At 67.5% G+C, this 23,268-nt stretch carries 17 protein-coding genes and 1 riboswitch; of the genes, 12 read left to right on the top strand and 5 right to left on the bottom strand.

Going from position 1 to position 23,268, the window contains the following annotated elements; translation table 11 throughout:
* Window positions 1-185 precede the first annotated feature (185 nt).
* The 6 genes from cobW (at window position 186) to A9975_RS06220 (ending at window position 7,841) form a co-directional block, all read left to right on the top strand.
* Window positions 186-1,268, top strand: coding sequence for a cobalamin biosynthesis protein CobW (cobW, locus tag A9975_RS06245; protein WP_183031866.1), 1,083 nt, complete (start codon window positions 186-188; stop codon window positions 1,266-1,268).
* Window positions 1,269-1,342: 74 nt separating this feature from the next.
* Window positions 1,343-5,176: a cobaltochelatase subunit CobN gene (gene cobN, locus A9975_RS06240; protein WP_183031865.1), complete on the top strand. Its 3,834-nt coding sequence runs from the start codon at window positions 1,343-1,345 to the stop codon at window positions 5,174-5,176.
* Window positions 5,173-6,231 carry an ATP-binding protein gene (locus tag A9975_RS06235; RefSeq protein ID WP_183031864.1) on the top strand — a complete coding sequence of 353 codons (1,059 nt, stop codon included), beginning with the start codon at window positions 5,173-5,175 and terminating at the stop codon, window positions 6,229-6,231. Before cobN ends, A9975_RS06235 begins: the two co-directional genes overlap by 4 nt.
* A complete protein-coding gene (locus A9975_RS37745) occupies window positions 6,141-6,905 on the top strand; it encodes a VWA domain-containing protein (protein WP_220810642.1) in 765 nt (254 codons plus the stop codon). Before A9975_RS06235 ends, A9975_RS37745 begins: the two co-directional genes overlap by 91 nt.
* Before the next feature lie 277 nt (window positions 6,906-7,182).
* Window positions 7,183-7,425: a type II toxin-antitoxin system Phd/YefM family antitoxin gene (locus A9975_RS06225; RefSeq protein WP_183031862.1), complete on the top strand. Its 243-nt coding sequence runs from the start codon at window positions 7,183-7,185 to the stop codon at window positions 7,423-7,425.
* Complete coding sequence (locus A9975_RS06220; RefSeq protein WP_183031861.1) at window positions 7,422-7,841, top strand: type II toxin-antitoxin system VapC family toxin; 420 nt, start codon at window positions 7,422-7,424, stop codon at window positions 7,839-7,841. The genes A9975_RS06225 and A9975_RS06220 overlap by 4 nt, the downstream gene beginning before the upstream one ends.
* Window positions 7,842-7,920: 79 nt before the next feature.
* On the opposite strand, the gene A9975_RS06215 is transcribed toward A9975_RS06220, so the two are convergent.
* The 3 genes from A9975_RS06215 to A9975_RS06205 are packed head-to-tail and all read right to left on the bottom strand — an operon-like array spanning window position 7,921 to window position 12,819.
* Window positions 7,921-8,979: a HoxN/HupN/NixA family nickel/cobalt transporter gene (locus A9975_RS06215; RefSeq protein WP_183031860.1), complete on the bottom strand. Its 1,059-nt coding sequence runs from the start codon at window positions 8,977-8,979 to the stop codon at window positions 7,921-7,923.
* 53 nt (window positions 8,980-9,032) lie between these two features.
* Complete coding sequence (locus tag A9975_RS06210; RefSeq protein ID WP_183031859.1) at window positions 9,033-10,547, bottom strand: PepSY domain-containing protein; 1,515 nt, start codon at window positions 10,545-10,547, stop codon at window positions 9,033-9,035.
* 7 nt (window positions 10,548-10,554) lie between these two features.
* Complete coding sequence (locus A9975_RS06205; protein WP_183031858.1) at window positions 10,555-12,819, bottom strand: TonB-dependent siderophore receptor; 2,265 nt, start codon at window positions 12,817-12,819, stop codon at window positions 10,555-10,557.
* A gap of 124 nt (window positions 12,820-12,943) precedes the next feature.
* A riboswitch (cobalamin riboswitch) is annotated at window positions 12,944-13,202 on the bottom strand.
* Window positions 13,203-13,502: 300 nt separating this feature from the next.
* On the opposite strand from A9975_RS06205, the gene A9975_RS06200 reads away from it, so the two are divergent.
* Window positions 13,503-15,059, top strand: coding sequence for a methyl-accepting chemotaxis protein (locus A9975_RS06200; RefSeq protein ID WP_183031857.1), 1,557 nt, complete (start codon window positions 13,503-13,505; stop codon window positions 15,057-15,059).
* 34 nt (window positions 15,060-15,093) lie between these two features.
* Here the strand turns inward: A9975_RS06200 and A9975_RS06195 are convergent, their stop codons facing one another.
* Complete coding sequence (locus tag A9975_RS06195; RefSeq protein ID WP_183031856.1) at window positions 15,094-15,570, bottom strand: DUF2501 domain-containing protein; 477 nt, start codon at window positions 15,568-15,570, stop codon at window positions 15,094-15,096.
* Between the two features lie 367 nt (window positions 15,571-15,937).
* On the opposite strand from A9975_RS06195, the gene A9975_RS06190 reads away from it, so the two are divergent.
* A complete protein-coding gene (locus A9975_RS06190) occupies window positions 15,938-17,599 on the top strand; it encodes an S-layer protein (RefSeq protein WP_183031855.1) in 1,662 nt (553 codons plus the stop codon).
* Window positions 17,600-17,743: 144 nt separating this feature from the next.
* Here A9975_RS06190 and A9975_RS06185 read toward each other — a convergent pair whose 3' ends face one another.
* Window positions 17,744-18,682, bottom strand: coding sequence for a LysR substrate-binding domain-containing protein (locus tag A9975_RS06185; RefSeq protein ID WP_183031854.1), 939 nt, complete (start codon window positions 18,680-18,682; stop codon window positions 17,744-17,746).
* Between the two features lie 312 nt (window positions 18,683-18,994).
* Between A9975_RS06185 and A9975_RS06180 the strand changes: the two genes are divergently transcribed.
* The 4 genes from A9975_RS06180 (at window position 18,995) to hpnD (ending at window position 23,228) form a co-directional block, all read left to right on the top strand.
* Window positions 18,995-20,035, top strand: coding sequence for a tripartite tricarboxylate transporter substrate binding protein (locus A9975_RS06180; RefSeq protein ID WP_183031853.1), 1,041 nt, complete (start codon window positions 18,995-18,997; stop codon window positions 20,033-20,035).
* 100 nt (window positions 20,036-20,135) lie between these two features.
* Window positions 20,136-21,728: a gamma-glutamyltransferase family protein gene (locus tag A9975_RS06175; RefSeq protein ID WP_220810640.1), complete on the top strand. Its 1,593-nt coding sequence runs from the start codon at window positions 20,136-20,138 to the stop codon at window positions 21,726-21,728.
* Window positions 21,729-21,874: 146 nt separating this feature from the next.
* Window positions 21,875-22,126, top strand: coding sequence for a hypothetical protein (locus A9975_RS06170; RefSeq protein ID WP_183031852.1), 252 nt, complete (start codon window positions 21,875-21,877; stop codon window positions 22,124-22,126).
* Between the two features lie 253 nt (window positions 22,127-22,379).
* Window positions 22,380-23,228, top strand: a complete 849-nt coding sequence (gene hpnD, locus A9975_RS06165) for a presqualene diphosphate synthase HpnD (protein ID WP_183031851.1) — start codon at window positions 22,380-22,382, stop codon at window positions 23,226-23,228.
* Window positions 23,229-23,268: the final 40 nt, after the last annotated feature.

Here is a 23,268-nt window from a genome sequence, read left to right as displayed (position 1 = left end):
CGCGCCGCGGGTGGACAGCTCCGTGCGATCTCTTTATGCTGATCCCCTTGCCGCGGCCAGGCCCGTCGCCGTTTGCCGGAACAGACAACCGGCTGCGCAAGACGTAACTTGCGAAGGGCCTGCCACGCCGCGCATCGCGCGCCCCGATTCAACCCCAGCGCCAGCGCTGAATTCCCTTATCCGCCATGCAGACCCGTAAAATCCCCGCCACCATCGTCACCGGCTTCCTTGGCAGCGGCAAGACCACCTTGCTGCGCCATATCCTCGAGAACGCCAACGGACGGCGCATTGCGGTCATCGTCAACGAGTTCGGCGAGCTGGGCATCGATGGCGAGATCCTGAAGGGCTGCGGCATCGGCTGCGACGAATCCGGCCAGAGCAATGGCCAGCTCTATGAACTGGCCAACGGCTGCCTGTGCTGCACGGTGCAGGAGGAATTCTTCCCGGTGATGGAGCAATTGCTGGAGCGCCGCGGCGATATCGACCACGTGCTGATCGAGACCTCCGGCCTGGCGTTGCCCAAGCCGCTGGTGCAGGCTTTCAACTGGCCCAGCATCAAGAACGCCTTCACCGTGGACGCGGTCGTCACCGTGGTGGACGGCGCGGCAGCCGCGGCCGGCCAGTTCGCCGCCGACCCGGACGCCGTGGACGCGCAGCGCAAGGCGGATCCCAACCTCGATCACGAGTCCCCGCTGCATGCGCTGTTCGAAGACCAGCTCGGCGCGGCCGACCTCGTCATCCTCAACAAGACCGACCTGATCGACGACGCGCAGCGCGCCGACGTGGAAGCGTTGATCCGCCCGGAGATCCCCGCCGAAGTGAAGATCGTCGGCGCGCAGGGCGGCAAGCTGGATATCGAGCTGCTGCTGGGCCTGAACCGCGCATCGGAAGACACCATTCACCTGCGCCCGGATCACCACGGCTCGGCGGACGATCCCGATCACGCAGATCACCATCACGACGAGTTCGACTCCGTCGTCGTAGAGCTGGGCGAGGTGGACCGCGACCCGTTGATCGATGGCCTGCGCCGGCTGGTGGAAAGCCACACCATCTACCGCATCAAGGGCTTTGCCAAGCTGCCCGCCAAGCCCATGCGGCTGGTGCTGCATGGCGTGGGACGGCGCTTTGACAGCTACTTTGACCGCCGCTGGCTGCCGGGCGAGGCGCAATCCACGCGCATCGTGCTGATCGGCCAGGCGCTTGACCAGCCCACGCTGCAGGCTGCCCTGGAGGCCGCGCTGAGCGCCGCCGCCGTGCGTACGGCGTAAGGCGTAAGGCGCAAGGCAAAAGGCCCGCACCAGCCCATCCAGCCCACATCAGCCCACATCAGCCCAGACACCCGATGCACCTGCTTTCCACCCGTCCGGGCGGCTTCGTCGACGATAACGCCGGCGTGGTGCGCATTGAACAAAGCCCGGCGCAAATCGTGGTGCTCAGCGCGGCGGATACCACGCTGTCGCTGCTGGCCGGGGTCTTCCCGCGCCTGGGAGAGGGCTTTCCCACGGTGCGGCTGGCCAACCAGATGTACCTGCGCCAGCCGGCTTCGCTCGACATGTATGTGGACGACGTACTGCAGCACGCGCGCGTGGTGGTGGTCGACCATCTTGGCGGCGACAGCGACTGGCCCTATGGCCTGGAGCGGCTGACCGAACTGGCGCGCTCGCGCAACCAGCTGCTGGTGATGTTCTCCGGCGACCTGGCCGAGGACACCAACCTGCTCGCGCGCGGCAACGCGCCGCAAGCGCTGGCCAGCAACCTGTGGCGTTACCTGCGCGAGGGCGGCGCGGACAACGCCGAACAGTTCTTCCGCTGCCTGGCGCATCACGCTTTCGGCTGGGGCGAGCCTGCGTTGCAGCCGCGCGTGCTGCCGCAGGCGGCGATCTATCACCCGGCACACGGCGTGGCTACCGCGGCGGACTGGCAGCGGGAGTGGGCGCGGGATGGCCATGCCGATGCGCCGGTCGTGGCGCTGGTGTTTTACCGCGCCCACCTGCAGGCTGGCAACACCGCTGTGTTCGATGCCCTCATCGCCGCCTTGCGCGCACAGGGCATGAACCCGCTGCCGCTGGCGGTCAATTCACTCAAGGACACGCTGTGCCGCGAGGTGCTGCAGCATCTGTGCGCCGGGCACGGCGCGGCGCTGGTGCTGAACACCACGGCGTTTGCCGTCTCGTCGCTGGACGCGCCCGAGACCCTGGCGCTCGCCGGCGACGCGCCGGTGCTGCAGGTGATCCTGAGCGGCGGCAACCGCGAGGACTGGCTGCAGGACAGCCAGGGCCTGGGCCCGCGCGACGTGGCCATGCATATCGCCATGCCCGAGGTGGACGGGCGCATCATCACGCGCGCCGTCAGCTTCAAGGGGCTGGCCTATCGCTGCCCCCATACCGAGGTTGACGTGGTGCGCTACCAGCCCGACGCGGAGCGCATCGCCTTCGTGGCCGAGCTGAGCCGCCGCTGGTGCCGCCTGCGGCAGTTGGACAATGCCGACAAGCGCGTGGCGCTGGTGCTGGCCAACTATCCGGCCAACGAAGGGCGCATCGGCAACGGCGTGGGGCTGGATACGCCGGCCTCCGTCGTGGGCATTCTCGGCATGCTGCGCGAGCAGGGCTACCACTGCGAAGGCCTGCCCGCCGACGGCTACGACCTGATGCGCGGGCTCACGCAGGGCATCACCAACGACCTGGCGCACCGCGACCTGCGCCCGGCGTTCCAGAGCCTGTCGATGGCCGACTACCTGGCGCACCTGAGCCGCCTGCCGGCGGAAAACCAGCGCGCCCTTGCCGAGCGCTGGGGCAGCCCGGACCAGGACCCGATGGTGCGGCAGGGCCGCTTCATGATCGCCGGCGTGCGCAGCGGGCATCTGTTCGTCGGGCTGCAGCCTGCCCGGGCGTACGCGCTGCCGGGCGAGGAAGGCAGCCAGAGCTACGCCAGCTACCACGATGCCGATCTGGTGCCGCCGCATGGCTACCTGGCGTTCTACTTCTGGCTGCGCCACAGCTTCGGCGCCGACGCCATCGTTCACGTAGGCAAGCACGGCAACCTGGAATGGCTGCCCGGCAAGAGCGTGGCGCTGGCCGATACCTGCTGGCCCGATGCCATCCTCGGGCCGCTGCCACATCTCTATCCCTTTATCGTCAATGACCCGGGCGAGGGCGCGCAGGCCAAGCGGCGCGCGCAGGCCGTCATCATCGACCACCTGATGCCGCCGCTCACGCGCGCCGAGAGTTATGGCCCGCTGCAGGACCTGGAGCGGCAGGTCGACGAATACTACGAGGCGCTGGCCGTGGACCCGCGCCGCGCGCGGATGCTGCGCAAGGAGATCCTGAAGCTGATCGTGGACCAGCAGCTGCATCGTGAGCTGGGGCTGGATGCGCCGGCGGATAGCGATGGAGAAGATGCGCTGCTCAACCGCACCGACGCCTACCTGTGCGAGTTGAAGGAGTCTCAGATCCGCGATGGCCTGCACGTTTTCGGCGTGTCGCCGCAGGGCCGCCAGCGGCGCGATACGCTGCTCGCGCTCGGGCGCTTTCCGGTGGGCGACGGCAAGGGCGCGCAAGCCAGCTTGCTGGCGGCGCTGGCCGCCGACCTGGCATTGGGCGATGGCTTCGACCCGCTCGATGCCGACTGGTCCGCGCCTTGGCAAGGGCCGCGTCCGGCGCAGCTGGCCACGCTGGATGGCGGGCCGTGGCGCCATCATGGCGATACGCGCGAGCGCCTTGAGATGCTGGCCACGGCGTTGCTCGGCGATGTGGCTGGCGAGGCGGCTGGCGACGTTGCCTTGCCGCTGGCCTCGGCCGTGCTCGCGCGCCTGCGCCAGGACGTGATGCCGCGCCTGGATGCCTGCGGCCAGCAGGAAATGCGGCAACTGTCGCGCGGGCTGGCCGGGCAGTTCGTGCCGCCGGGCCCCAGCGGCGCGCCCTCGCGCGGCCGGCCTGATGTCCTTCCCACGGGGCGCAATTTCTACTCGGTCGATACGCGCGCGGTGCCAACCCGCACGGCATGGACGCTGGGCCTGAAGTCTGCCAACCAGCTGATCGAGCGGCACCTGCAGGAGCACGGCGAGTACCCGCAATCCATTGGCCTGTCCGTGTGGGGCACCGCCACCATGCGCAGCGGCGGCGACGATATCGCGCAGGCCTTCGCGCTGCTGGGCGTGCGGCCCAAGTGGGCGGCAGGCAGCTACCGCGTGACCGACTTCGAGATCTTGCCGATGGCGATCTTCGACCGTCCGCGCGTCGACGTCACGCTGCGCGTGTCGGGGTTCTTTCGCGATGCCTTCGCCAACGTCATGCGCCTGTTCGATGCCGCCGTGCAGGCGGTGGCGGAGCTAGACGAACCCGCCGAAATCAATCCCGTGCGCGCCCGCATCGAGAGCGAGCGCGCACGGCTGGAAGCCGAGGGCGTACCCGCTCCCGATGCGCGCCGCCGTGCCGGCTGGCGCGTGTTCGGCGCCCGCCCGGGCGGCTACGGCACCGGCCTGCAGGACCTGATCGATAGCCGCAACTGGCAGGACGACAGCGATCTGGCGCAGGCCTACCTGCATGCCGGCGGCTACGCCTATGGGCAAGGCACGGATGGCGTCGAGGCGCGCGCCAGCTTTGCCGAGCGCCTGTCCAGCCTGGACGCGGTCGTGCAGAACCAGGACAACCGCGAGCACGACCTGCTCGACGCCAACGACTACTACCAGTTCCAGGGCGGCATGGTGGCGGCCGCGCGCGAGTTTGGCGGCGCGCAGCCAGCGATCTACCACGGCGACCACAGCAACCCGGCGGCGCCGCGCATCCGCACGCTGCAGGAAGAAATCAGCCGCGTGATCCGTGCGCGCGTGGTCAATCCCAAGTGGATCGACGGCGTCAAGCGGCACGGCTACAAAGGTGCGTTCGAGATGGCCGCCACGGTGGACTACCTGTTCGGCTTTGATGCCACCACGCGCGTGGTGGCCGATCACCAATACGCGCTGGTGACCGATGCCTATGTGAACGACGCCGGCACCCGCGCTTTCCTGCGCCAGCACAATCCGCGCGCGCTGCACGCCATCTGCGAGCGCCTGCTGGAAGCGGCGCAGCGCGGCCTGTGGCAGGAGCCGGGCGAGCGTCGCGCCCAACTGGAACAACACCTGCTCGACAGCGAGCAGGCGCTTGAAGGAATCGAAGGAATCGAAGGAATCCCCTCATGAATGCAACCGCCCGGCTCGCCCGCATGCCATTTCCCTTCAGCGCCCTGGTTGGCCAGCAGCGCCTGCAGCAAGCGCTGCTGCTTGCCGCGGTGGACCCCGGCATCGGCGGCGTGCTGGTCAGCGGCCCGCGCGGCACCGCCAAGTCGACCGCGGCGCGAGCCCTGGCGGAATTGCTGCCGGAAGGCCAGTTCGTCACGCTGCCGCTTGGCGCCAGCGAGGAACAACTGATCGGCACGCTCGACCTCGGCCACGTACTGAAGCAGAGCGAGGTCCGCTTTGCCCCCGGCCTGCTGGCGCGCGCGCACCAGGGCGTGCTGTATGTGGACGAAGTCAACCTGCTGCCGGATCACCTCGTCGACCAGTTGCTGGACGTGGCCGCCAGCGGCGTCAACGTGGTGGAGCGCGACGGCGTGTCGCACCAGCACGAGGCGCGCTTCGTGCTGGTGGGCACCATGAACCCGGAAGAAGGCGAGTTGCGCCCGCAGTTGCTGGACCGTTTCGGCCTGTCGCTCGCGCTGGAGAACTGCACGGACGCCGCGCAGCGCCAGGCGATCGTCAAGGCCCGGCTCGCGTTCGACAACGATCCGGTGGCCCTGCGCGCCCGCTTTGCCACCGAACAGGAAACGCTCACGCGCCAGGTGCGGCTGGCGCGCGCCGCACTGTCCGCGCTGTCGTTCAGCGATGCCGTGCACGAGCGTGTCAGCCACCTGTGCCTGGCCGCCGCCGTCGATGGCGTGCGAGCCGACCTGGTGATGCTGCGCGCGGCGCGCGCGCTGGCTGCCTTGCAGTGCGACGCGGCGGTGGTGCCCGCGCATGTGGACACCGTGGCGGAACTGGTCTTGCACCACCGGCGCCAGGCGCCGCCCAACGCCGGCAGGCAGGCCGATGGCGATGGCAACGCGAATGGCAGCGCGAATGGCAGCGGCGATGGCCGCAATGCGGGCGACGCAGCCGCCAACAACCCATGGGGGGCGCTCCCGCCTGCGCCGGCAAGCGCTGCGGCCGGCATTGCCCCGGTCAAGGGCGTGAGGCCGCTGCCCACAAAAAAAGCCTGAGCCACCGGCAGGCCGCCGCCGATTCCAGGCAAGGCGGCAACCGGTGGCAAGCCCCTCGTTTTGCCCCACTTCTTGCCGCACCGCACGGCCGCCCGGGCGGCTCGCGCATCCACTGGACACGGACGCTGGCCGCCAAGGGCAGCCAGCCGTTTGCGCCCAGCCATCTGCGCTGGCGCGCACAGCAGGCCCACGCCGGCGTGCTGCACTGCTTCGTGCTCGATGGCTCGGCCTCGATGCTGCACGGCCGCCAGCTCGCGCTGGCCAAGGGCGTGCTGCTGCGCCTGCTGCAACGCGCCTACCAGGCGCGCGCCGAGGTGGCGCTGGTGTGTTTCGCCGCCGGCCGCGCCGAAGTCCGCCTGCAGCCGGCACGCGCCCGTCCATGGAGCGAAGCCTGGATCCGCCCGATCGCCGGCGGCGGCGGCACGCCGCTCTCGCTCGGCATGGAGCGCGCCGGCCAGCTGCTGGCCCACGCCGCGCGACGGCGCCCGGCGCAGCAGCGCTGGCTATGGCTGCTCAGCGATGGCCGCAGCACGGAGCAGCCGCCGCGCCCGGATTGGGCCGACGCGGTGATGGTGGTGGATTTCGAGCGCCAGGCGGTGGCGCTTGGGCGCTGCCGGCAACTGGCGCTGGGATGGGAGGGGGAATATCTGGTGGCGGATGCGTTGATGGCGTGATATTGCGCAGAGTCGCCATGACCTCGGCTACGGTCGATCAGCGCATCGTCCCCCTTGTCCCCCTCGAATCTGAAATATCTCAACGGAAGTCTCGACGACCGGCGCTATCCTTGGCGCACTAAATCGCCAGGGAGACCACCATGGCTCGGATGTACAAGGCTGCGCGTCCCATAGACCTTGCCAGACGGCACGCAGCCGTTCACGCAGCGTGCAGTCATTTACATGCTGAAGTAGATCCACTAGACTAGACCGGTCTATAGACTAGATGGAGTCAGGCATGTTTGTTGAAGTCGGTTCTTACGATGCCAAGACCAAGCTTCCCGAGTTGCTTAGGAAAGTGGAGCAAGGCGAGCGGTTCACAATTACACAGCGTGGACGCCCGATTGCAGATCTGGTGCCGAGCGCGGACAACGTTCGCCACAGTGGCGAAGAAGCGGTAGCCGCAATGCGCGCGACCAAGCGTGTGACGGGTGTCGCCCTGGCCGATCTTGAACATTGGATAGAGGAGGGGCGCCGATGACACTGGTGCTAGATGCATCCATGGCACTTGCATGGCTATTTGAACGAGCGGACCAAATCCAGGCGGAATGTGCCGACAAGGTGCTCTCGGCGCTGACCTCAAACGAGGTCGTTGTGCCGCCGCTATGGCATGTGGAGACCGCCAATGCGCTTCTGGTGGCGGAGCGGCGAAAAATTGTGACCGAAGCGCAGGTCGCGGATTTTGTCAGCAAACTCGGCAGTCTCCCGATAACGACCGACTCTGCCGCGCCGGCGGAGCGCCGTGAAGTCGTCATGGCCTTAGCGCGCGAGCACAGGCTAACAGCTTATGACGCGACCTATCTGGATCTCGCGTTGCGCAATGGTGCTGCACTGGCCACTTTCGACGGCGCACTGGCTAGTGCCATGCGCAATGCCGGTGGCGTCGTGTTCGAATAGCCGAGCAGCTAATCAACCGGCGATGTGGGGCTCGCATGCCCGCCAAGCCGTTATCCGTCTCGCTGACTCGTCAAAGCTCTCACCCCATCCTCACCTCGATCTCGTCATAGCGCCGCACCCGGTACACCACCATCGAGATCAGCCAGCTCAGCACGAACACGCCGATGATCACATAGCCGAGCATGCCGAAATGCGCGTTAAGCGCGCCGATCACATCCCACAGGCCGCCTTCCAGCCCGAGCTTGTCGGCTATCAGCCCAAGCGCTTCGATGCCGCCGATGACCACCGCGACCACCACCGAGACCAGCGTGATGGTCATGTTGTAGTAGAGCTTGCGGATCGGCTTGGTGAAGGCCCAGCCGTAAGCGCCCAGCATCAGGATGCCGTCGGTGGTGTCCACCAGCGACATGCCGGCGGTGAACAGGGCGGGGAACACCATGATGGTCCAGAAGGGCACGCCCTTGGCGGCTTCGGCGGCGGACAGCCCGAACAGCGCGACCTCGGTCGCGGTGTCGAAGCCCAGGCCGAACAGCAGCCCCATCGGGAACAGGTGCCAGCTGCGGCTGGCCAGCCGGAACAGCGGGCTGAACAGCCGCGAGAGCACGCCGCGGTTGTTCAGCAGCAGGTCCAGGTCCTGCTCCTTGAGCGCTTCGCCGCGCTTGACCGCGCGCAAGGCACGCCACACGGAGATCAGGATCAGCAGGTTGAAGAAGGCCAGCAGGAACAGGAACAGCGCGGAGACGCTGGTGCCGATCATGCCGCCCACGGCTTTCATGTCGGCAAAGCGCGTTTGCAGCGCGGCGGCGGCAACCGCGATGCCGATCGACATCAGCGTGACCACGGTGGAGTGGCCGAGCGAGAAAAAGAAGCCGACCGTCACCGGGCGCTTGCCTTCCTGCATCAGCTTGCGCGTGACGTTGTCGATGGCGGCGATATGGTCGGCGTCAACGGCGTGGCGCAGGCCGAGCGTGTAGGCCAGCACGGCGGACGCCAGCAGCATGGGGTGGTCGCGAAACGCTGCCAGTGCCCACAGCCAGGCCCCTACGTTGGCGGTGATCAGGAAGACGTAGAGTGCAATGACCTTGCGGCGCACGTCAGCGTCCTGGTCGTTGAAGATGCTGGCTAGAAAGCGGAACATGAACGGTCCGTGAAAGAGCGGGATTTCTGAGTGGATGGACGCCAGGCCGGGAATCATGCCCGCCGGCGGCGCCCGCGAAACAACCTGCGCCAGCCGATCACCACGCCACTGACCGAGACTACCAGTCCGGCAAGCGAAAGCAACCAGACCGTCGCGTCCCAGGCCGGGCGATGGCGCACCAGCCAGCCAAAGTCCCAGCTGTGCGCGGCATGGAACAGCCATCGGTAGGCACGGCGGCTGCGGTCGCTGCGGCCCAGCAGGTTGCCGGTGTCCGGGTCGATGTACGCCCACGTGGCGCAATCGTCGTCAAAGCGCACGCGCAGCACCGGCAGCTTGCGCGGCTGGTGATGGCTGTACCAGTAGGCGTCTTCCTCGTGCAGCAGGTCGCGGCCGGCGACGGTGGCATCGGGGATCAACCGCGCGGCTGCCTGGGCCAGTGTCGCGGTCGAGAGCGCCAGCGGCGCGCCGGTGTTGGCGTGATAGGCGTGCGTCGTGGCCGCGGTCGTCACCAGCATGACCGGCACGCCGGCCTGCCAGGCCAGCCTGATCTCCCTTGGGGGCAGCGCGGTGTCGGACAGCAGGCCCGCCAGCGCCGCGCCGTCGCCGGCGGGAAAGCGCGGCAGGGTTTCTCCGGCGTAGCGTTCCAGCGCTGGCTGCGCAAACGCCCGCCCGGGAAACCACTGGTTGGGATTGACCGATAGCCAGCCGCTGGCTAGCCATGCCAGCAGGAACAGCGATGCGGCCAACCCGGCGATATGGTGCCAGGCCATCCAGCCGTGATAGGGCGAGGTGCCGCCGGCGCTGCCGTGCGCAAACCGGCGGCGCACGCGCAGCCGCAGCCAGCCGATCCAGATGCCGCTGACGGCCACGGCAATGCATGCGCCGGAGGTCCACAGCACGACCTGCCGCCATAGCGGCGGGTCGGCCCGCACCGGCGTGAAGTACAGCCAGTGCGGCACCGAGCCGAGCCAGTTCCAGAACCGTTCGGCGCGGTTCGTGTCGCGCATCACCTCGCCGTTCCGGGCCGACACATACAACTCGGAGCCGGCCGCATCGTCCAGCGCAATGCGATGCAGCGGCCGCCAGGGATTGAGCCCGTTGGGCACGGTCCACTGGTCGCGCTCCGCTGTTTCCACCCAGCGCGCGCCCGCCGCGCCGGAGAAGCGTTGGGCGATGGCTTGCGCGGCAACGGCATCCACCTGCTCGATGCGCGCCGCGTCGCGGGCGGAGACGGTGTAAGGCTTGCCGTCCCAGTCGATCATCCGGTAGACCGGGTGCGCGCCCATCATCTCCAGGCGCAGGCTGCGCGGAAAGCGGGTGAGGCCCGCGCTGGCCATCGCGGCATCCGGCGTGATCCTTACCCCGGGCAGGTCCAGCGGCGGGAGCCCCGCGTGGCGCTCAGTGTCGGTCAGCGCGGGAAAGGCCACATACATCATGACCAGCCCCGAGAGAAACCACATGGCGATCAGCAGGCAGCCCGCGATCCCGGCCCAGCGGTGCACCAGGTAGAGCCAGCGGCGTGTGAAACGCCAGCAGGCTTCGCGCCAGGACAAGGGTGTGCTTGCCATGGCCGGCCTAGAAGTAGAAGTTGGCCGACAGCTCGGCCGCGCGCGGCCGGCCCAGCAGCCACTGGTTGCCGCTGTTGCCGGAGGACTCGGCGTAGTCGCGGTTGAACAGGTTGTACACGCGCAGCGTCAGCACCGTCTTGCGCGATACGCGCCATTGCAGCGAGGCATCCACCACCGTGTACGACGGCATGGTGGTGGTATTGGCGTTGTTGGTGTAGCGCTTGCCCACGTAGCGCAGGCCGCTGCCTGCCTGCCACTGTGGCGCGAAGGCCCATGTCAGCCACAGGTTGGCCGCCTGCTGCGCAACGCTGGTGGGCACGTTGCCATTGCGCGAGACCAGCGCGCCATTCACGCTTTCCGCGAAGTCGTCGTAGCGGGCGCGCAGCACGGTGCCGTTGGCATCCAGCCGCAACCCGCGCATGAGTGCCACGCTGACCGAGGCCTCCAGCCCGCGCGAGGATTGCTCGCCCACCTGCACCGACAACGCCGGGTTGTTGGCGTCGCGTGTCAGCAGGTTCTTCTTGACGATCTGGTAGGCGGCAAAGGTCCACTCGCCGCGCTGGTTCCAGAACGATTGCTTGACCCCGGCTTCGATCTGTCTCCCGGTGGCCAGCTTGAAATCCTTCTGTGCGTCCGAGGTGGAGATCAGCGCGCCAAGGGGATCGGTGGCGGTGGCGTACTGCGCATACACCGACAGGGCTGGCGTGAATGCGTAGACGGTGCCGGCGCGCCACGTGACGTTGTTGAAGCTGCGGGTCCAGTCGTCGCCCGTGATCAGGTTGCCGCGTTCCAGCTGGGCATGATCTAGCCGCACGCCGCCAATCACAGACCATTGCCGGGTCAGCTGGAGGCGATCCTCGCCAAACAGCGCGGCTTGCGTGGTGTGGGTGCGAAAACGCGGCGACGTGACAATGCCCGGCGGGCTGAAGAACCGGCCCGGGTCGAACTGGTAGGCATTGACCGTGGATGCGCCGCCATAGGGCGAGTTGCTGCTATTGGTGTAGTTGATGCGGTTGACGTCGAACCCCACCATGGCGGTATTGGCCATGCCGAACAGCTGGCCATCGATCTTCAGGTCGGCGCGGTCGCCCACCTGTTCCTGGTCGTGCAGGATCTCCAGGTAGTCGGTGCGGCGCACCTGGCCCGTCGCGGGCAGCAAGGTATAAGACTCGGCGTCGCGCCAGTGGCGCTGGCTGGTGAGGTAATAGAACTGGTTGCGCACAGTAACGCGCTCGTTGGGCTGCCACTGCGCCGCGAGCCGGGTCCAGCGGTCGCGGTAGGTGATGTCGGCATCGCCAACGTTGTAGTTCTTCTTGCGCAGCGAGGTGTCCAGGCTGCCGCCTGCCAGCGGCGTGCCCAGGTATTGCATCGGGTGCTGGTCGGCGTCGTCATAGGACAGCGTCAGGTTGAACTCGGGCGATACGTCCAGCCGCACCGCGGCCGACACCGCCAGGCTGCGCGAGTCGCCCCGGTCCACCCAGCCGCCGGAGCGGCCGTAGCTGGCGTTGAAGCGGTAGGAGAGGGTCTCGTTGACCGCCCCGGCGCTGTCGAACGCCGCGCGCGCTGTTTTTTGCGTGCCGCCGGTGAGCTGCAGCTCGTTGGCAATCGGCGCTCGCATCGGCTTCTTGGGGATCACGTTGACCACGCCGCCGATCGCGCCTTCGCCAACCATGACCGAGGCCGCGCCGCGCAGCACCTCGATGCGGTCCACGGACCAGGTATCGAAGGGGAAGGTGACGGTGCCGGAGGCCACATAGAGGCGCGTGCCATCGTACAACTGCATCACCGAGCCTTGTCCCGCAAAGCCGCGTGCCGCGAGCGCTGTGCCGCCGTTGCCGGGCGCGCCATTGGCGGTGATGCCGGTGGCGCGGGTCACGGCCTCGCGCACCGACAAATCGCCGCGTTCGCGAATCGTGTCGCCGGACAGGACTTCCACGCTGGCAGGCGTTTCCAGCGGGGTCAGGCCAAGGCGGCTGCCGGTGCTGGTGGGCTCGGACAGCGCCAGCCCGGGCGGCTGCGAGGCGCTGCTGACGACCACCGGCGGTAGCACCGTGCTGTCGCCGCGCGACGGCTGCGATTGCGCTCGCTCTGAAGCTTGCGCCTCTTCCGCCGCCCAGGCGGCATCGGCGCCGAGGCTGGCGAAGGCCCCCAGCGACAGCGCGAGCGCGCAATGATGCGCGAGCTGGCACGGCGGCTTGGGGGCACGACGTCGTTGGCGTGGCTTGGCGGCCGCCGGCGAGGCGGTATGGGCAATGCGAGGGCGCGCGGACATGCGTTTTCCATCATTGGCCGCAGGCGACCCCGCCCGGCGGCAATAAACGAACCAGCCGCGGACGCGCGCGCAGTGACGGCCAGGCGCGTGGCCAGCCGTCTCACGCCTGGCCGCCCGTCCGCAGCCCCGGTGATCGGTCGAAGGCCGGTATCCGGGCTTGCAGGGGGACGCCTGCCGCTGGGGCGCGTCCGGGGCGCCGCCTTCCCGCGCGATGATGCGCAGTGGCTGCCGCGGCCTGTTGGCGCGGCGTGACACCTTTGTACCTGCTGACCGTTGCGGGGGCAGCACAGGATTAGCCGCGGCATGGCCGGCGGCGCACCTGTTTCCCGTTTAACCCCCGCCGCGCGCTGCGCGCCGGAGGCACCTTCGAACCCTTGTCATGCCATTCAATAGTTGCAAGTCAGTTGCAATTACAGAGTGGCATGCGAGGCGCATTGTAGCGGTATTTGTGCCGCATTCGGGGGCGGATGGCAGGCGTTTTTTTGCACCGTGCGGGTGCGCGAGCGTTTCGCATCTGGCGCAGCCTGTCGCCATTTTGGTGCTTCATGCGATATTTTTTGCGCTTCGTGGCCTTTCGTGCGGTCCTGCCGCGCCTTTCGCTAAAGAAGGCGAGCCTGGCTCCGATATCCGGAGATGCCGCATGCCTCCTGCATGGCCGGCCATTGCCCCGAGAAGCGAATGCCATGAATCGTCTGACCCTGCGAAAAAAGCTGTGGATTCCCCTTGTGCTGGCCTGGCTCGGCCTGCTGTTGCTGACCGTGATGCACGCCTTCCAGACCCGCCAGCTGCAAATGGCCGATCGCCGCGGCGAGCTGGCTAACATCGTCGACATGTCGCTCTCGCTGGTGCGTGACTATGCCGAGCTGGCGCGCCAGGGCAAGATGTCCGAGGCCGATGCCAAGGCCCAGGCCACGGCCCGCGTTGCCGCGCAGCGTTATGGCAAGGATGGCTACATCACCATTGTCGGCGCGGATTCCGTGCTGTTGATGCATCCCATCAACCCCAAGCTCAACGGCAAGAACATGATCGACTTCAAGGACGCCAAGGGCAACGCCTTGTATGCCGATATCGCGGCCCGCGGCGCGTCGGCCGAAGGCGCGGGCCACCTGGACTACTGGTGGCCCAAGCCGGGCAGCGACCAGCCGAGCCCCAAGATCGGCTACGTGGCGCGCTTCAAGCCGTGGGGCTGGGACCTGGTCGCCGGCACGTACATGGATGACGTGCAAGCGCAGTTCCGCGCCTCGCTGTATCAATCGCTGGGGCTGCTGGTGCTGCTGGGCATCGTGATTTCCGCGGTGGCCACGCTGCTGATCCGCAGCATCCAGAGCTCGGTGGGCGGCGAGCCCGCTACCGCCGCGGCCGTTGCCTTGCGCATGGCCAGCGGCGACCTCACGGCACGCGTCGAAACCCACCCGGACGATCGCTCCAGCCTGATGTACGCCATCGGCCATATGCGCGACCAGCTCGCCGGCACGGTGGCGGGCATCCAGCAATCGGCCGATTCCATCACCTCGGCGGCCCAGGAGATCGCATCGGGCAATAGCGACCTGTCGAGCCGCACCGAGCAGCAGGCCGCCTCGCTGGAGCAGACCGCCGCCAGCATGGAGCAGATCACCGCCACAGTGCGCCAGAACGCCGACAACGCCAAGGAGGCCAGCCAGTATGTGGCTGACGCCTCGCAGATCGCGCAGCAGGGCGGCAGCGTGGTCAGCCAGGTGGTGGACAAGATGCGCGGCATCACCGCCAGCTCGCGCAAGATCAACGACATCATCGGCGTGATCGACGGCATCGCTTTCCAGACCAATATCCTGGCGCTTAACGCCGCGGTGGAAGCCGCGCGCGCCGGCGAGCAAGGCCGCGGGTTTGCGGTGGTGGCCGGTGAGGTGCGCAACCTGGCGCAGCGCAGCGCGGGCGCGGCCAAGGAAATCAAGACGCTGATCGTCGAGTCGGTGGGCCAGGTCGACAGCGGCTCGGCACTGGTGGAGCAGGCCGGGCAGACCATGGCCGAGATCGTCAATGCGGTCGGCCGCGTGACGTCGATCATGGATGGCATCGCCTCGGCCACCGCGGAGCAGCGCACGGGCATCGAGGAGGTCAATCGCGCGGTGGCGCAGATGGACCAGATGACGCAGCAGAACGCGGCGCTGGTGGAGCAGGCGAGCGCGGCCGCCACGTCGCTGGAAGACCAGGCCGGCGCGCTGCACCATGCCGTGTCGGCCTTCCGCCTGTCGCCCGCCTGAGCGCTGGCTGACCGGGCGCTCGGCGCGCCTGGCCCTACAGCAGCGACTTGCCCTGCGCGAGGATCTTGTCGCAGACCTGCTTGGTGACCTGGTCCTTGAGGCCGCCGCCGCTCAGGTCGAACTGCTTGCCATCGCTGCTGCTCAGGATGCCCTTGGCGCCGCTGGTGTAGCCGGCATCCGATGTGGGCGAGTCGCCGCCGACCTTGCCCAGCAGTTTGTCTTTGACCGAGGCGGCGCCGCTGGCGCCGCCAAGGTAGTTGTTCTTCACGCAGTACTCCAGGATCCCGGCGACATTGCCGGTGCTGCCCGAACTCAGCGATTGCAGCGAGGGCATTCCACTCATCCCGCCCAGGCTGCTGCCCAGGCCGCTCAGGCCACCGGACGAACTCTCGGTGCCGCCCTGCGTGGCGCCTTTGAGCAGATCCCCGAGTTGCGCATGCGCGGCTGCCACCGGCAGCAGCGCGGCGATCAGGATTTTCACGGCGGTGATGCGATAGAGGCTGGCGTTCATGCTGCATCCTTCTGTCGGCGTGGAAACAGTCTTCACTATAGTGCTTGCCGCATCGGCCTTCGCCTTTCGCTGCAGTGACGCTTTCTTCTCTCCGCGCTAGTCGATTTGCATGACGCGCGCATTAAGCGAGGCTTCGCGCATGCGATCAATCATTCTGTAAGTCGGAATGTCGTATTGATGATACGAATTTTCCCAAATAAGTGTATCGATTTACTCAAATGCTGAATTTGTCGTCTTTGCGTCACCTGCGTGTCACGAGCGCGGATCACTATCTGCGCCCACAAGAGCCTTGCCAGCGCGCCCGGACGAAAGACGCGCGGACCAGCCGGGTCAATACAAAACAGTGTCATCAGGGAAATCGAATCCAATGCGCAACACCCGATCCATCCTCGGCCTAGCGGCCTCCTTGTGCATCGCCGGCGGCTTCTACGGCTGCAACGGCAACAGCGAGCCGTCCGGCAACAGCGCGCCGGCCGCACCCGCACCGAGCACGCCCATCACGCCCGTCACGCCGGTTGCCGAAGTCACCGGCAAGTGGACCACCGGCGACCTGCACGTCCACACCATCGAATCGAACGACGCGCAGAGTCCGCTCACCACGGTGCTCGACCAGGCCTTCACCGCTCACAACCTCGACTGGATGGCCTTGTCGAACCACCTGCGCGTGTCGGATCGCGATAGTACGGGCACGGCAATCCCGGGCGGCTCGATCCCGTTCTCGAAGGGCCTGGCCAACTACGAAGTCCCGGCCGTCAAGCAGCTGCAGGCCGATGGCCGCTATCCCGGCAAGCTGGTCTTCTCGACCTTCGAGTGGGACATGCCCACCCACGATCACGTCAACGTGGGCATCTTCAGCGGTTCGCCCGCACTCGCAACGGCGGTCAAGGGCGCCAACGAATTCGAGTACTTTTTCACCAGCCGCCCCGACACCATGTTCGATCCGGTGGACGTAGCGGCCTGGAACGCCAAGGCGCCGCGCACCGCCGCCTCCAGCCACGCCGATGCGGTGCAGGCGTTCACCTGGCTCAAGACCAACTTCCCCGATACCAGCTACGCGCTGATCAACCATCCGTCGCGCAATCCGGGCAAGTACACGGCCGCCGACTACCGCGAGTTCAATGACCTCGCACCGAACATCGCGTTCGCGGTGGAAGGCATGGTCGGCAATCAGATGGAGCCCGACCGTGGCGGCTATAACAGCAGCTATGTCGATGCGAACCTGAAGTCGCGCACCTACGGCGGCGTGGACTATGTGGTCGCGCAGGTCGGCGGGATCTGGGACGCGCTACTGGGCGACGGCCGCCGCTTCTGGAACATCGCCAACTCGGACCACCATTTCAAGACCGCCGGCGGGCTATTCAGCAGCGGCTACTTCCCCGGCGAATACGCCCGCAACTACGTCTGGCTGGAGGGGACCGGCATCAAGTCGGTGGTGGATGGCTTGCGCGCGGGCAAGGCGTTCTCGGTGTTCGGCGATCTCATCAACGCGCTGGACTTCAACGTGGCCGCGAGCGGCACCAAGCGCGAGATGGGCGGTGAGCTCAAGGCCCGCGCCGGCGACAGCGTGACCGTGACCATCCGCTTCAAGAGCCCGGACCGCAATAACTTCGAGTACCCGCTGGACAGCGGCGCCAACGTCAACGTCAAGCCCACGGTGGACCACATCGACCTGATCGCCGGCGACGTCACGCCGCGCGCATTGCCCGGCACGCCAGGCTACAGCAAGGACACCAACGACTCCACCAAGGTCATCGCCACCTTCACCAAGGCCGACTGGAAGCTGGACAAGGACGGCTACAACACGGTGACCTACACCTTCAATGCGGCCAAGAGCCAGTACTTCCGGCTGCGCGGCACCAATCTTGGCATGAACGTGCCGGGCGAGACCGCCAACGGCAACCCGCTGCCCGACCTGAAGACGGACCTGACGGAAAACACGCCACGCTTCAATGCCATCAACGCGCGCAACTACAACGACCTGTGGTTCTATTCGAATCCCGTGTTCGTGACGGTCGCTTCCAGCACCTGAGGCAAGGGACGCGCCCGCTGGCGGGGCAACGCGCGCTGATCCGGAGGATTCCGTGCTCGGTGTTCGGATCTTTGCGCATAGCCCTTTGCGTATAGCCCAGCCACGCGGCGCCGCGTCTTGACGATCCGCGGGAAACGGTTTCCACTAGCAGCCCGGTTCACGGCCACCACCCTCGCCGTGGGCAGGGGCGCGCTCCAGCATCTCCCAGAGCTCCAGCAGCGTAGGGTTGCTGGCATGGGCGGCGCGATACGCGCAGATATCGAATGCCGAGCACCACGTGGCGTCTCCTGCCGGCACCAGCGTGCCCGCCGCGAGCGCATCGGCCGCGGTGGTGCGCGGCAGCCATGCCACGCCGTGGCCTTCGCTGGCCATCTTCATCAACAGGATTGCCATGTCGGCCTCATAGCAACGCGCCAGCGCACGGCGTGGCGGCGCGTCTTCGAGGATCACCTCGACGATGCGGCCGAGCGTGGTGCTGGCCGTGTAGGCCAGGTAGGGAATCGGCTTGGCGCCACTGCTGCCTAGCGAGAACAGCGGGGCGCCGCGCGCATTGGGCGCGCACAGCGGCATCAGCACGTCGTGCCCGACCGTGAGGCTGCGGAACTTGTCCGCGTCCAGCGAGACCGGCACCCGCGTGTGGTTGTAGCCCAGCATCAGGTCGCAGTTGCCCTCCGACAGCGCCACCACGGCTTCGAGCACGTTGGCGGCCACGACCCGGGCATTGAACTGGCCGTAGCGCTTCTGGCATGCCCTGAGCCAGCCCGGCAGGAAGGTCAGCGACAAGGTATGCCCGGCGGCAATCTGGATCGCCTTGCCCGGCATGCGGCTTTCCTGGCGCAGCGTGGCGCGTGCCTCCATCAGCAGCGTGAGTGCCTCGCGCCCGCTGGTGCAGAAGGTTTTGCCGGCCGGGGTCAGGTCCATGGGGAAGGTATTGCGGTCGACCAGTACCGCGCCCGCCCAGTCCTCCAGCGAACGGATGCGCCGCGACAGCGCCGACTGCGTGATATGCCGCAACTCGGCGGCGCGCGAGAAGCTGCGCGTCTTCTCCAGGACCAGCAGGTCGTCGATCCATTTCAGCTGCATGGTGTGTGTCTTCGGAAGCGTCGGGGCGATGAAGGAAAGCCTGCCGCCGGCCTGGCCTGGCAAGGGCGCCAGGCCTTGGCTGCAATGCGTATTCCATTTTCGCATAGCTCTATGGCCGATCCGCATTCCGGTGGCCGCGGGGCGCGCCTAGAATCTGCACTTCCCATCAGTCAATATCGCCCCAAGGCGAAGCCAGATCCAGCATGACAGGGGCGCGCAAACAAGCCGGCAGCCAAAGCGGCTGCGCCCCGGAACGTTCCGACTCTACCTCGGCAGTTAACGTCTTCGACGCTATCCGGAGCTACCCTGATCATGTTTATCCAGTCGCTTCACCTTACCCGCCCGTTGCAGGGGCCAGCCCGTCGCTTCCTTGGAGGCAAGCGGGCACAAGCCGGCCTGCTGCTGGCGCTGGCCGCGGGCGCCGCCACCATCACCACGCCAGCCGCCGCGGCGGACTACCCGGACCACGCGGTCCAGCTGGTGCTGTCCTTCCCGCCGTCCGGTGCCACCGATGTGCTGGCGCGCGCGGTGGGCCAGCGCTTGTCCGCCGTGCTCAAGCAGCCGGTGGTGGTGGACAACCGTCCCGGCGCCGGCGGGGCCATCGGCATGAGCTTCGCGGCCAAGGCCGCGCCCGATGGCTATACGCTTTACCTGGCCGCTGTCAGCAATGCCGCCATCGCGGCTGCAACGTATAGCAACCAGCCCGCCAGCCTCGCCCGCGATTTCGTCCCCATTGCCGGCATCGGCACCGTGCCGCATATCCTGGTGGTGCCGGCCTCGTTGCCGGTGCATTCGGTGCCTGAGCTGGTCAGCCTGCTCAAGGCCTCTCCCGGCAAGTACAACTTTGCCTCGCAGGGTTCCGGCACGTTGTCGCACCTGGAGTCGGAGCTGTTCAAGCTGCGTACCGGCGTGGACGTGGTGCACGTGCCGTACAAAGGCAGCGCCTTCGCGCTGCCGGATCTGATGGCAGGCCGGGCGAGCATGATGTTCGACAGCATTCCCTCGGCCCTGCCGCACGTGAAATCCGGCAAGCTGCGTTTGCTGGCGGTGGCGTCCGATCACCGTCTGAGCTCCTTGCCCGATGCCCAGACAGTGACCGAGGCCGGCATCCGCGATTTCCGCGCGGACAACCTGTTCGGCCTGGTTGCGCCCAAGGGCACGCCGCCCCAGGTGCTCAAGCAACTCAGCGCCGCGATGAAGGACGTACTGGCCTCGCCGGAGCTGGCCGCGGCCATGCAAGCGCAGGGCGTGCAGATCAAGTACACCGCGCCCGAGCCGTTCGGCCGCATGATCGGCGACGAGATGCGCGCGTGGGAGAAGGTGGCGCGCGCGGCCAACGTCAAGATCGAGTAGCCGCCGCGCAAGAACAAAGCACAAAGCACAAACGCATCTGGCCGGCGCTGCCGTGCAAGCCGCAGGCCAGATTCCCCAACCCTCGGAGCCTCGCAAAGCCATGACCAATTTCTGGAATTTCCCCTATCCCTCGCAACGTGTGCCCGTGCTGGCCGACAACGTGGTGGCCACCTCGCAGCCGCTGGCGGCCGCGGCAGGCCTGCGCATGCTGGCCCGTGGCGGCAATGCCGTGGACGCGGCGCTGGCCACGGCGATCGCGCTGACCGTGGTCGAGCCGTGCATGAACGGGATCGGCGGCGATGCCTTTGCGCTGATCTGGGACGGCAAGGAACTGCACGGCCTGAACGCCAGTGGACGGGCGCCGGCGGCGTGGACGCCCGAGTATTTCTCGCGCTACGGCAGCATGCCGGTCAACGGCTGGGACACCGTGACCGTGCCCGGCGCCGTTTCCGGCTGGCGCGCCACGTGGGAAAAGTTCGGCAGCCTGCCGTTTGCCGAGCTCTTCGAGCCCGCGCTGGAATACGCGCGCAACGGGTTCCTGGTCTCGCACACCGTGCACCGCCAGTGGCAGGCGCAGGTGCCCGTGCTGATCGACAAGCCGGGCTTTGCCGACGCCTTCGCGCCGAACGGGCGAGCGCCGCTGCCGGGCGAGCGCTTCATCTGCACGGGCCAGGCGCAGACGCTGGCGCGCATCGCCCAGACCAAGGGCGACGACTTCTATCACGGTGAACTGGCCGGCCGCATCGCCGCGCATGCGCGCGCCACCGGCGGGCTGATCACCGAGGCCGACCTCGCCGCCCATCGCGCGGATTGGGTCCAGCCGATCAGCATGTCCTATCGCGACCTTGAGTTGTTCGAGATCGGCCCGAACGGGCAGGGCATCGGGGCGCTGATGGCGCTGGGCATGCTGGAGCACTTCGATGTCGCGGCCATGGGCGTGGACTCCGCCGCCGCCATCCATGTGCAGGTGGAAGCCATGAAGCTGGCGTTTGCCGACCTGCACGCGTACGTGGGCGACCCTACGGCAATGACCGAGGTGCAGGCCGCCCACCTGCTCGATCGCGGCTACCTGGCCAGCCGCGCCAAGGCCATCGACCCGGAGCGCGCGGCGGCGGCCGGCCCGGGCAAGCCCCACAGCGGCGGCACCGTGTACCTGACCACGGCGGACAAGAGCGGCATGATGGTGTCGTACATCCAGTCCAACTTCAAAGGCTTCGGCTCCGGCGTGGTCGTGCCCGGCACCGGCATTGCGCTGCATAACCGTGGCTGGGGCTTCAATCTCAAGCCGGGCCACCCCAACCAGGTAAGTCCTGGCAAGCGGCCGTTCCACACCATCATCCCTGGCTTCCTGATGCGCAAGGGCGCGCCGCTGGCCAGCTTCGGCGTGATGGGCGGCTCGATGCAGGCGCAAGGCCACCTGCAAATGGCCAGCCGGCTTGCGGATTTCGGCCAGAACCCGCAAGCCGCGTGCGATGCGCCTCGCTGGCGCGTGCTGGACGACAACGCCACCATCGCGGTGGAGTGGAATTGCCCCGCCGCCACCGTGGAAGGCTTGCGCGCGCGCGGCCACAAGGTGGAGGTAGCGCCGCAGGGCAACCTGGAATTCGGCGGTGCGCAGATCGCGATGCGCCTGGAGGATGGCTACGCGGCGGCTTCGGACCACCGCAAGGACGGCTATCCGCTGGGGTTCTGAGCACGTTCCCTGCCCGCGGGCTGGCTGCGCCGGAGTGGCTCGCGCCAGCCACGGCGCAAAAAAAATGCTCCGGTGCGTGGTCCAGGGCACATTAAACGGCCGTACCACGGGCCTACACTGGCGCCATCCCTTCGAGGAAGGCCGCCATGAACAAGCTAAGGTCCAGCCGTCTGCTCGATCGCATCTCGCCGTCCGTGCTGGCCGACCTGCGCCGCATGCGTGCCGCCGCCGAGGCCGAGCGTGCCCTGGCCGCACAGGCTGCGGCAAGTGGCGCGGGTGCCGGAGAATGCGATAACAATCCGCTAAACGATGCCAACTACATCGAAATAGCACGCTACGATCCAAGGCGCGGCAAATTTGTGATGGAGCGCCGCCGCGCCAGCCCGCGCATTAGATAGGCGCTCGCCAGCCGACCTGAACGCGGTGCCGCGCGCTCCAGGCCAGTGCATGGCCCGGCGGCGCTGGCGGTGGCCAGCACGGCACATCCCCCTCCAACCCCCTTCTTCGGCTGGCGGCCGAGCCCATGGCCGGAGTTGGTATAATCGCCCACTACCCCAAACATGCCGCCTGGCGCTGCGTGCCGGGCCGTGGCGACAAGCCAGGCCCAGGCAGCAAAGCAGCACGGCGGTCCAACGCGTGACGAGGAGTTACGTGGCCGGAACAGAAATCGCAGTGCAAACCGTCCCGCAAGCGGGCCATGCCGTATCGTCCGGCAGCTCATTCCATACCGCCCTCAAGATCCTGCCCGCCGCGCAACGCGAGGCGATGTTCGAGATCTATGGCTTTTGCCGTGCGGTGGACGATATTGCCGATGGCGATGGCCCGCATGCCACGCGCCTTGCCGGGCTCGATGCCTGGCGCACCGATCTTGCCGCGTGCTATGCCGGCACGCCGCCGGCGGCATTGCGCGGGCTGTCCGCCCAGATTCAGCGCTTCGGTTTGCAGCAGGAGGATTTCCTCGCCGTGATCGATGGCATGGCCATGGACGTGCATGCGGATATCCGCGCGCCGGACAACGCGACGCTGGATCTCTATTGCGACCGCGTGGCCAGTGCGGTGGGGCGCCTTGCCGTGCGCGTGTTCGGCATGGAGCGCGACGCTGGCGTCGCGCTGGCGCATCACCTTGGCCGCGCGTTGCAACTGACCAATATCCTGCGCGATATCGACGAAGACGCGGACCTGGGCCGTGTGTACCTGCCGGCCGAAGCGCTGCTGGGCGCGGGCGTGCCGATCGGCACGCCGCATGCCATCGTCGGGCATCCCGCCGTTGGCCGCGCGTGCCTGGAAGTCGCGCAGCAGGCGCAGGCGTACTACGACCAGGCATTCGCCATCATGAACGCGGCGTCGCGCCGCACGGTCCGTTCGCCGCGCATCATGGGCGAGGTCTACCACGTGATCCTGCAGCGTCTGCTGGCGCGCGGCTGGGCCAACCCGCGGGCGCGGGTGCGCGTGCCGCGCGCTCGATTGCTATGGATTTTGCTGCGGCATGGCCTCGTGTGAGGTGAATCCGCCGATTGACTGCCGCCTATGGCCGCTCACG

Origin of the sequence: Cupriavidus sp. UME77 (assembly GCF_014170355.1) — a bacterium.
GTDB lineage: Bacteria > Pseudomonadota > Gammaproteobacteria > Burkholderiales > Burkholderiaceae > Cupriavidus > Cupriavidus basilensis.
The sequence above is the reverse complement of the archived record's forward strand: the minus strand, read 5'-3'. Positions and strand labels throughout refer to the sequence as shown.

Coding starts and splice junctions, on each gene's coding strand:
- cobW (WP_183031866.1), top strand. CDS start 186: ATGCAGACCCGTAAAATCCCCGCCACCATCGTCACCGGCTTCCTTGGC.
- cobN (WP_183031865.1), top strand. CDS start 1,343: ATGCACCTGCTTTCCACCCGTCCGGGCGGCTTCGTCGACGATAACGCC.
- A9975_RS06235 (WP_183031864.1), top strand. CDS start 5,173: ATGAATGCAACCGCCCGGCTCGCCCGCATGCCATTTCCCTTCAGCGCC.
- A9975_RS37745 (WP_220810642.1), top strand. CDS start 6,141: ATGGGGGGCGCTCCCGCCTGCGCCGGCAAGCGCTGCGGCCGGCATTGC.
- A9975_RS06225 (WP_183031862.1), top strand. CDS start 7,183: ATGTTTGTTGAAGTCGGTTCTTACGATGCCAAGACCAAGCTTCCCGAG.
- A9975_RS06220 (WP_183031861.1), top strand. CDS start 7,422: ATGACACTGGTGCTAGATGCATCCATGGCACTTGCATGGCTATTTGAA.
- A9975_RS06215 (WP_183031860.1), bottom strand. CDS start 8,979: ATGTTCCGCTTTCTAGCCAGCATCTTCAACGACCAGGACGCTGACGTG.
- A9975_RS06210 (WP_183031859.1), bottom strand. CDS start 10,547: ATGGCAAGCACACCCTTGTCCTGGCGCGAAGCCTGCTGGCGTTTCACA.
- A9975_RS06205 (WP_183031858.1), bottom strand. CDS start 12,819: ATGTCCGCGCGCCCTCGCATTGCCCATACCGCCTCGCCGGCGGCCGCC.
- A9975_RS06200 (WP_183031857.1), top strand. CDS start 13,503: ATGAATCGTCTGACCCTGCGAAAAAAGCTGTGGATTCCCCTTGTGCTG.
- A9975_RS06195 (WP_183031856.1), bottom strand. CDS start 15,570: ATGAACGCCAGCCTCTATCGCATCACCGCCGTGAAAATCCTGATCGCC.
- A9975_RS06190 (WP_183031855.1), top strand. CDS start 15,938: ATGCGCAACACCCGATCCATCCTCGGCCTAGCGGCCTCCTTGTGCATC.
- A9975_RS06185 (WP_183031854.1), bottom strand. CDS start 18,682: ATGCAGCTGAAATGGATCGACGACCTGCTGGTCCTGGAGAAGACGCGC.
- A9975_RS06180 (WP_183031853.1), top strand. CDS start 18,995: ATGTTTATCCAGTCGCTTCACCTTACCCGCCCGTTGCAGGGGCCAGCC.
- A9975_RS06175 (WP_220810640.1), top strand. CDS start 20,136: ATGACCAATTTCTGGAATTTCCCCTATCCCTCGCAACGTGTGCCCGTG.
- A9975_RS06170 (WP_183031852.1), top strand. CDS start 21,875: ATGAACAAGCTAAGGTCCAGCCGTCTGCTCGATCGCATCTCGCCGTCC.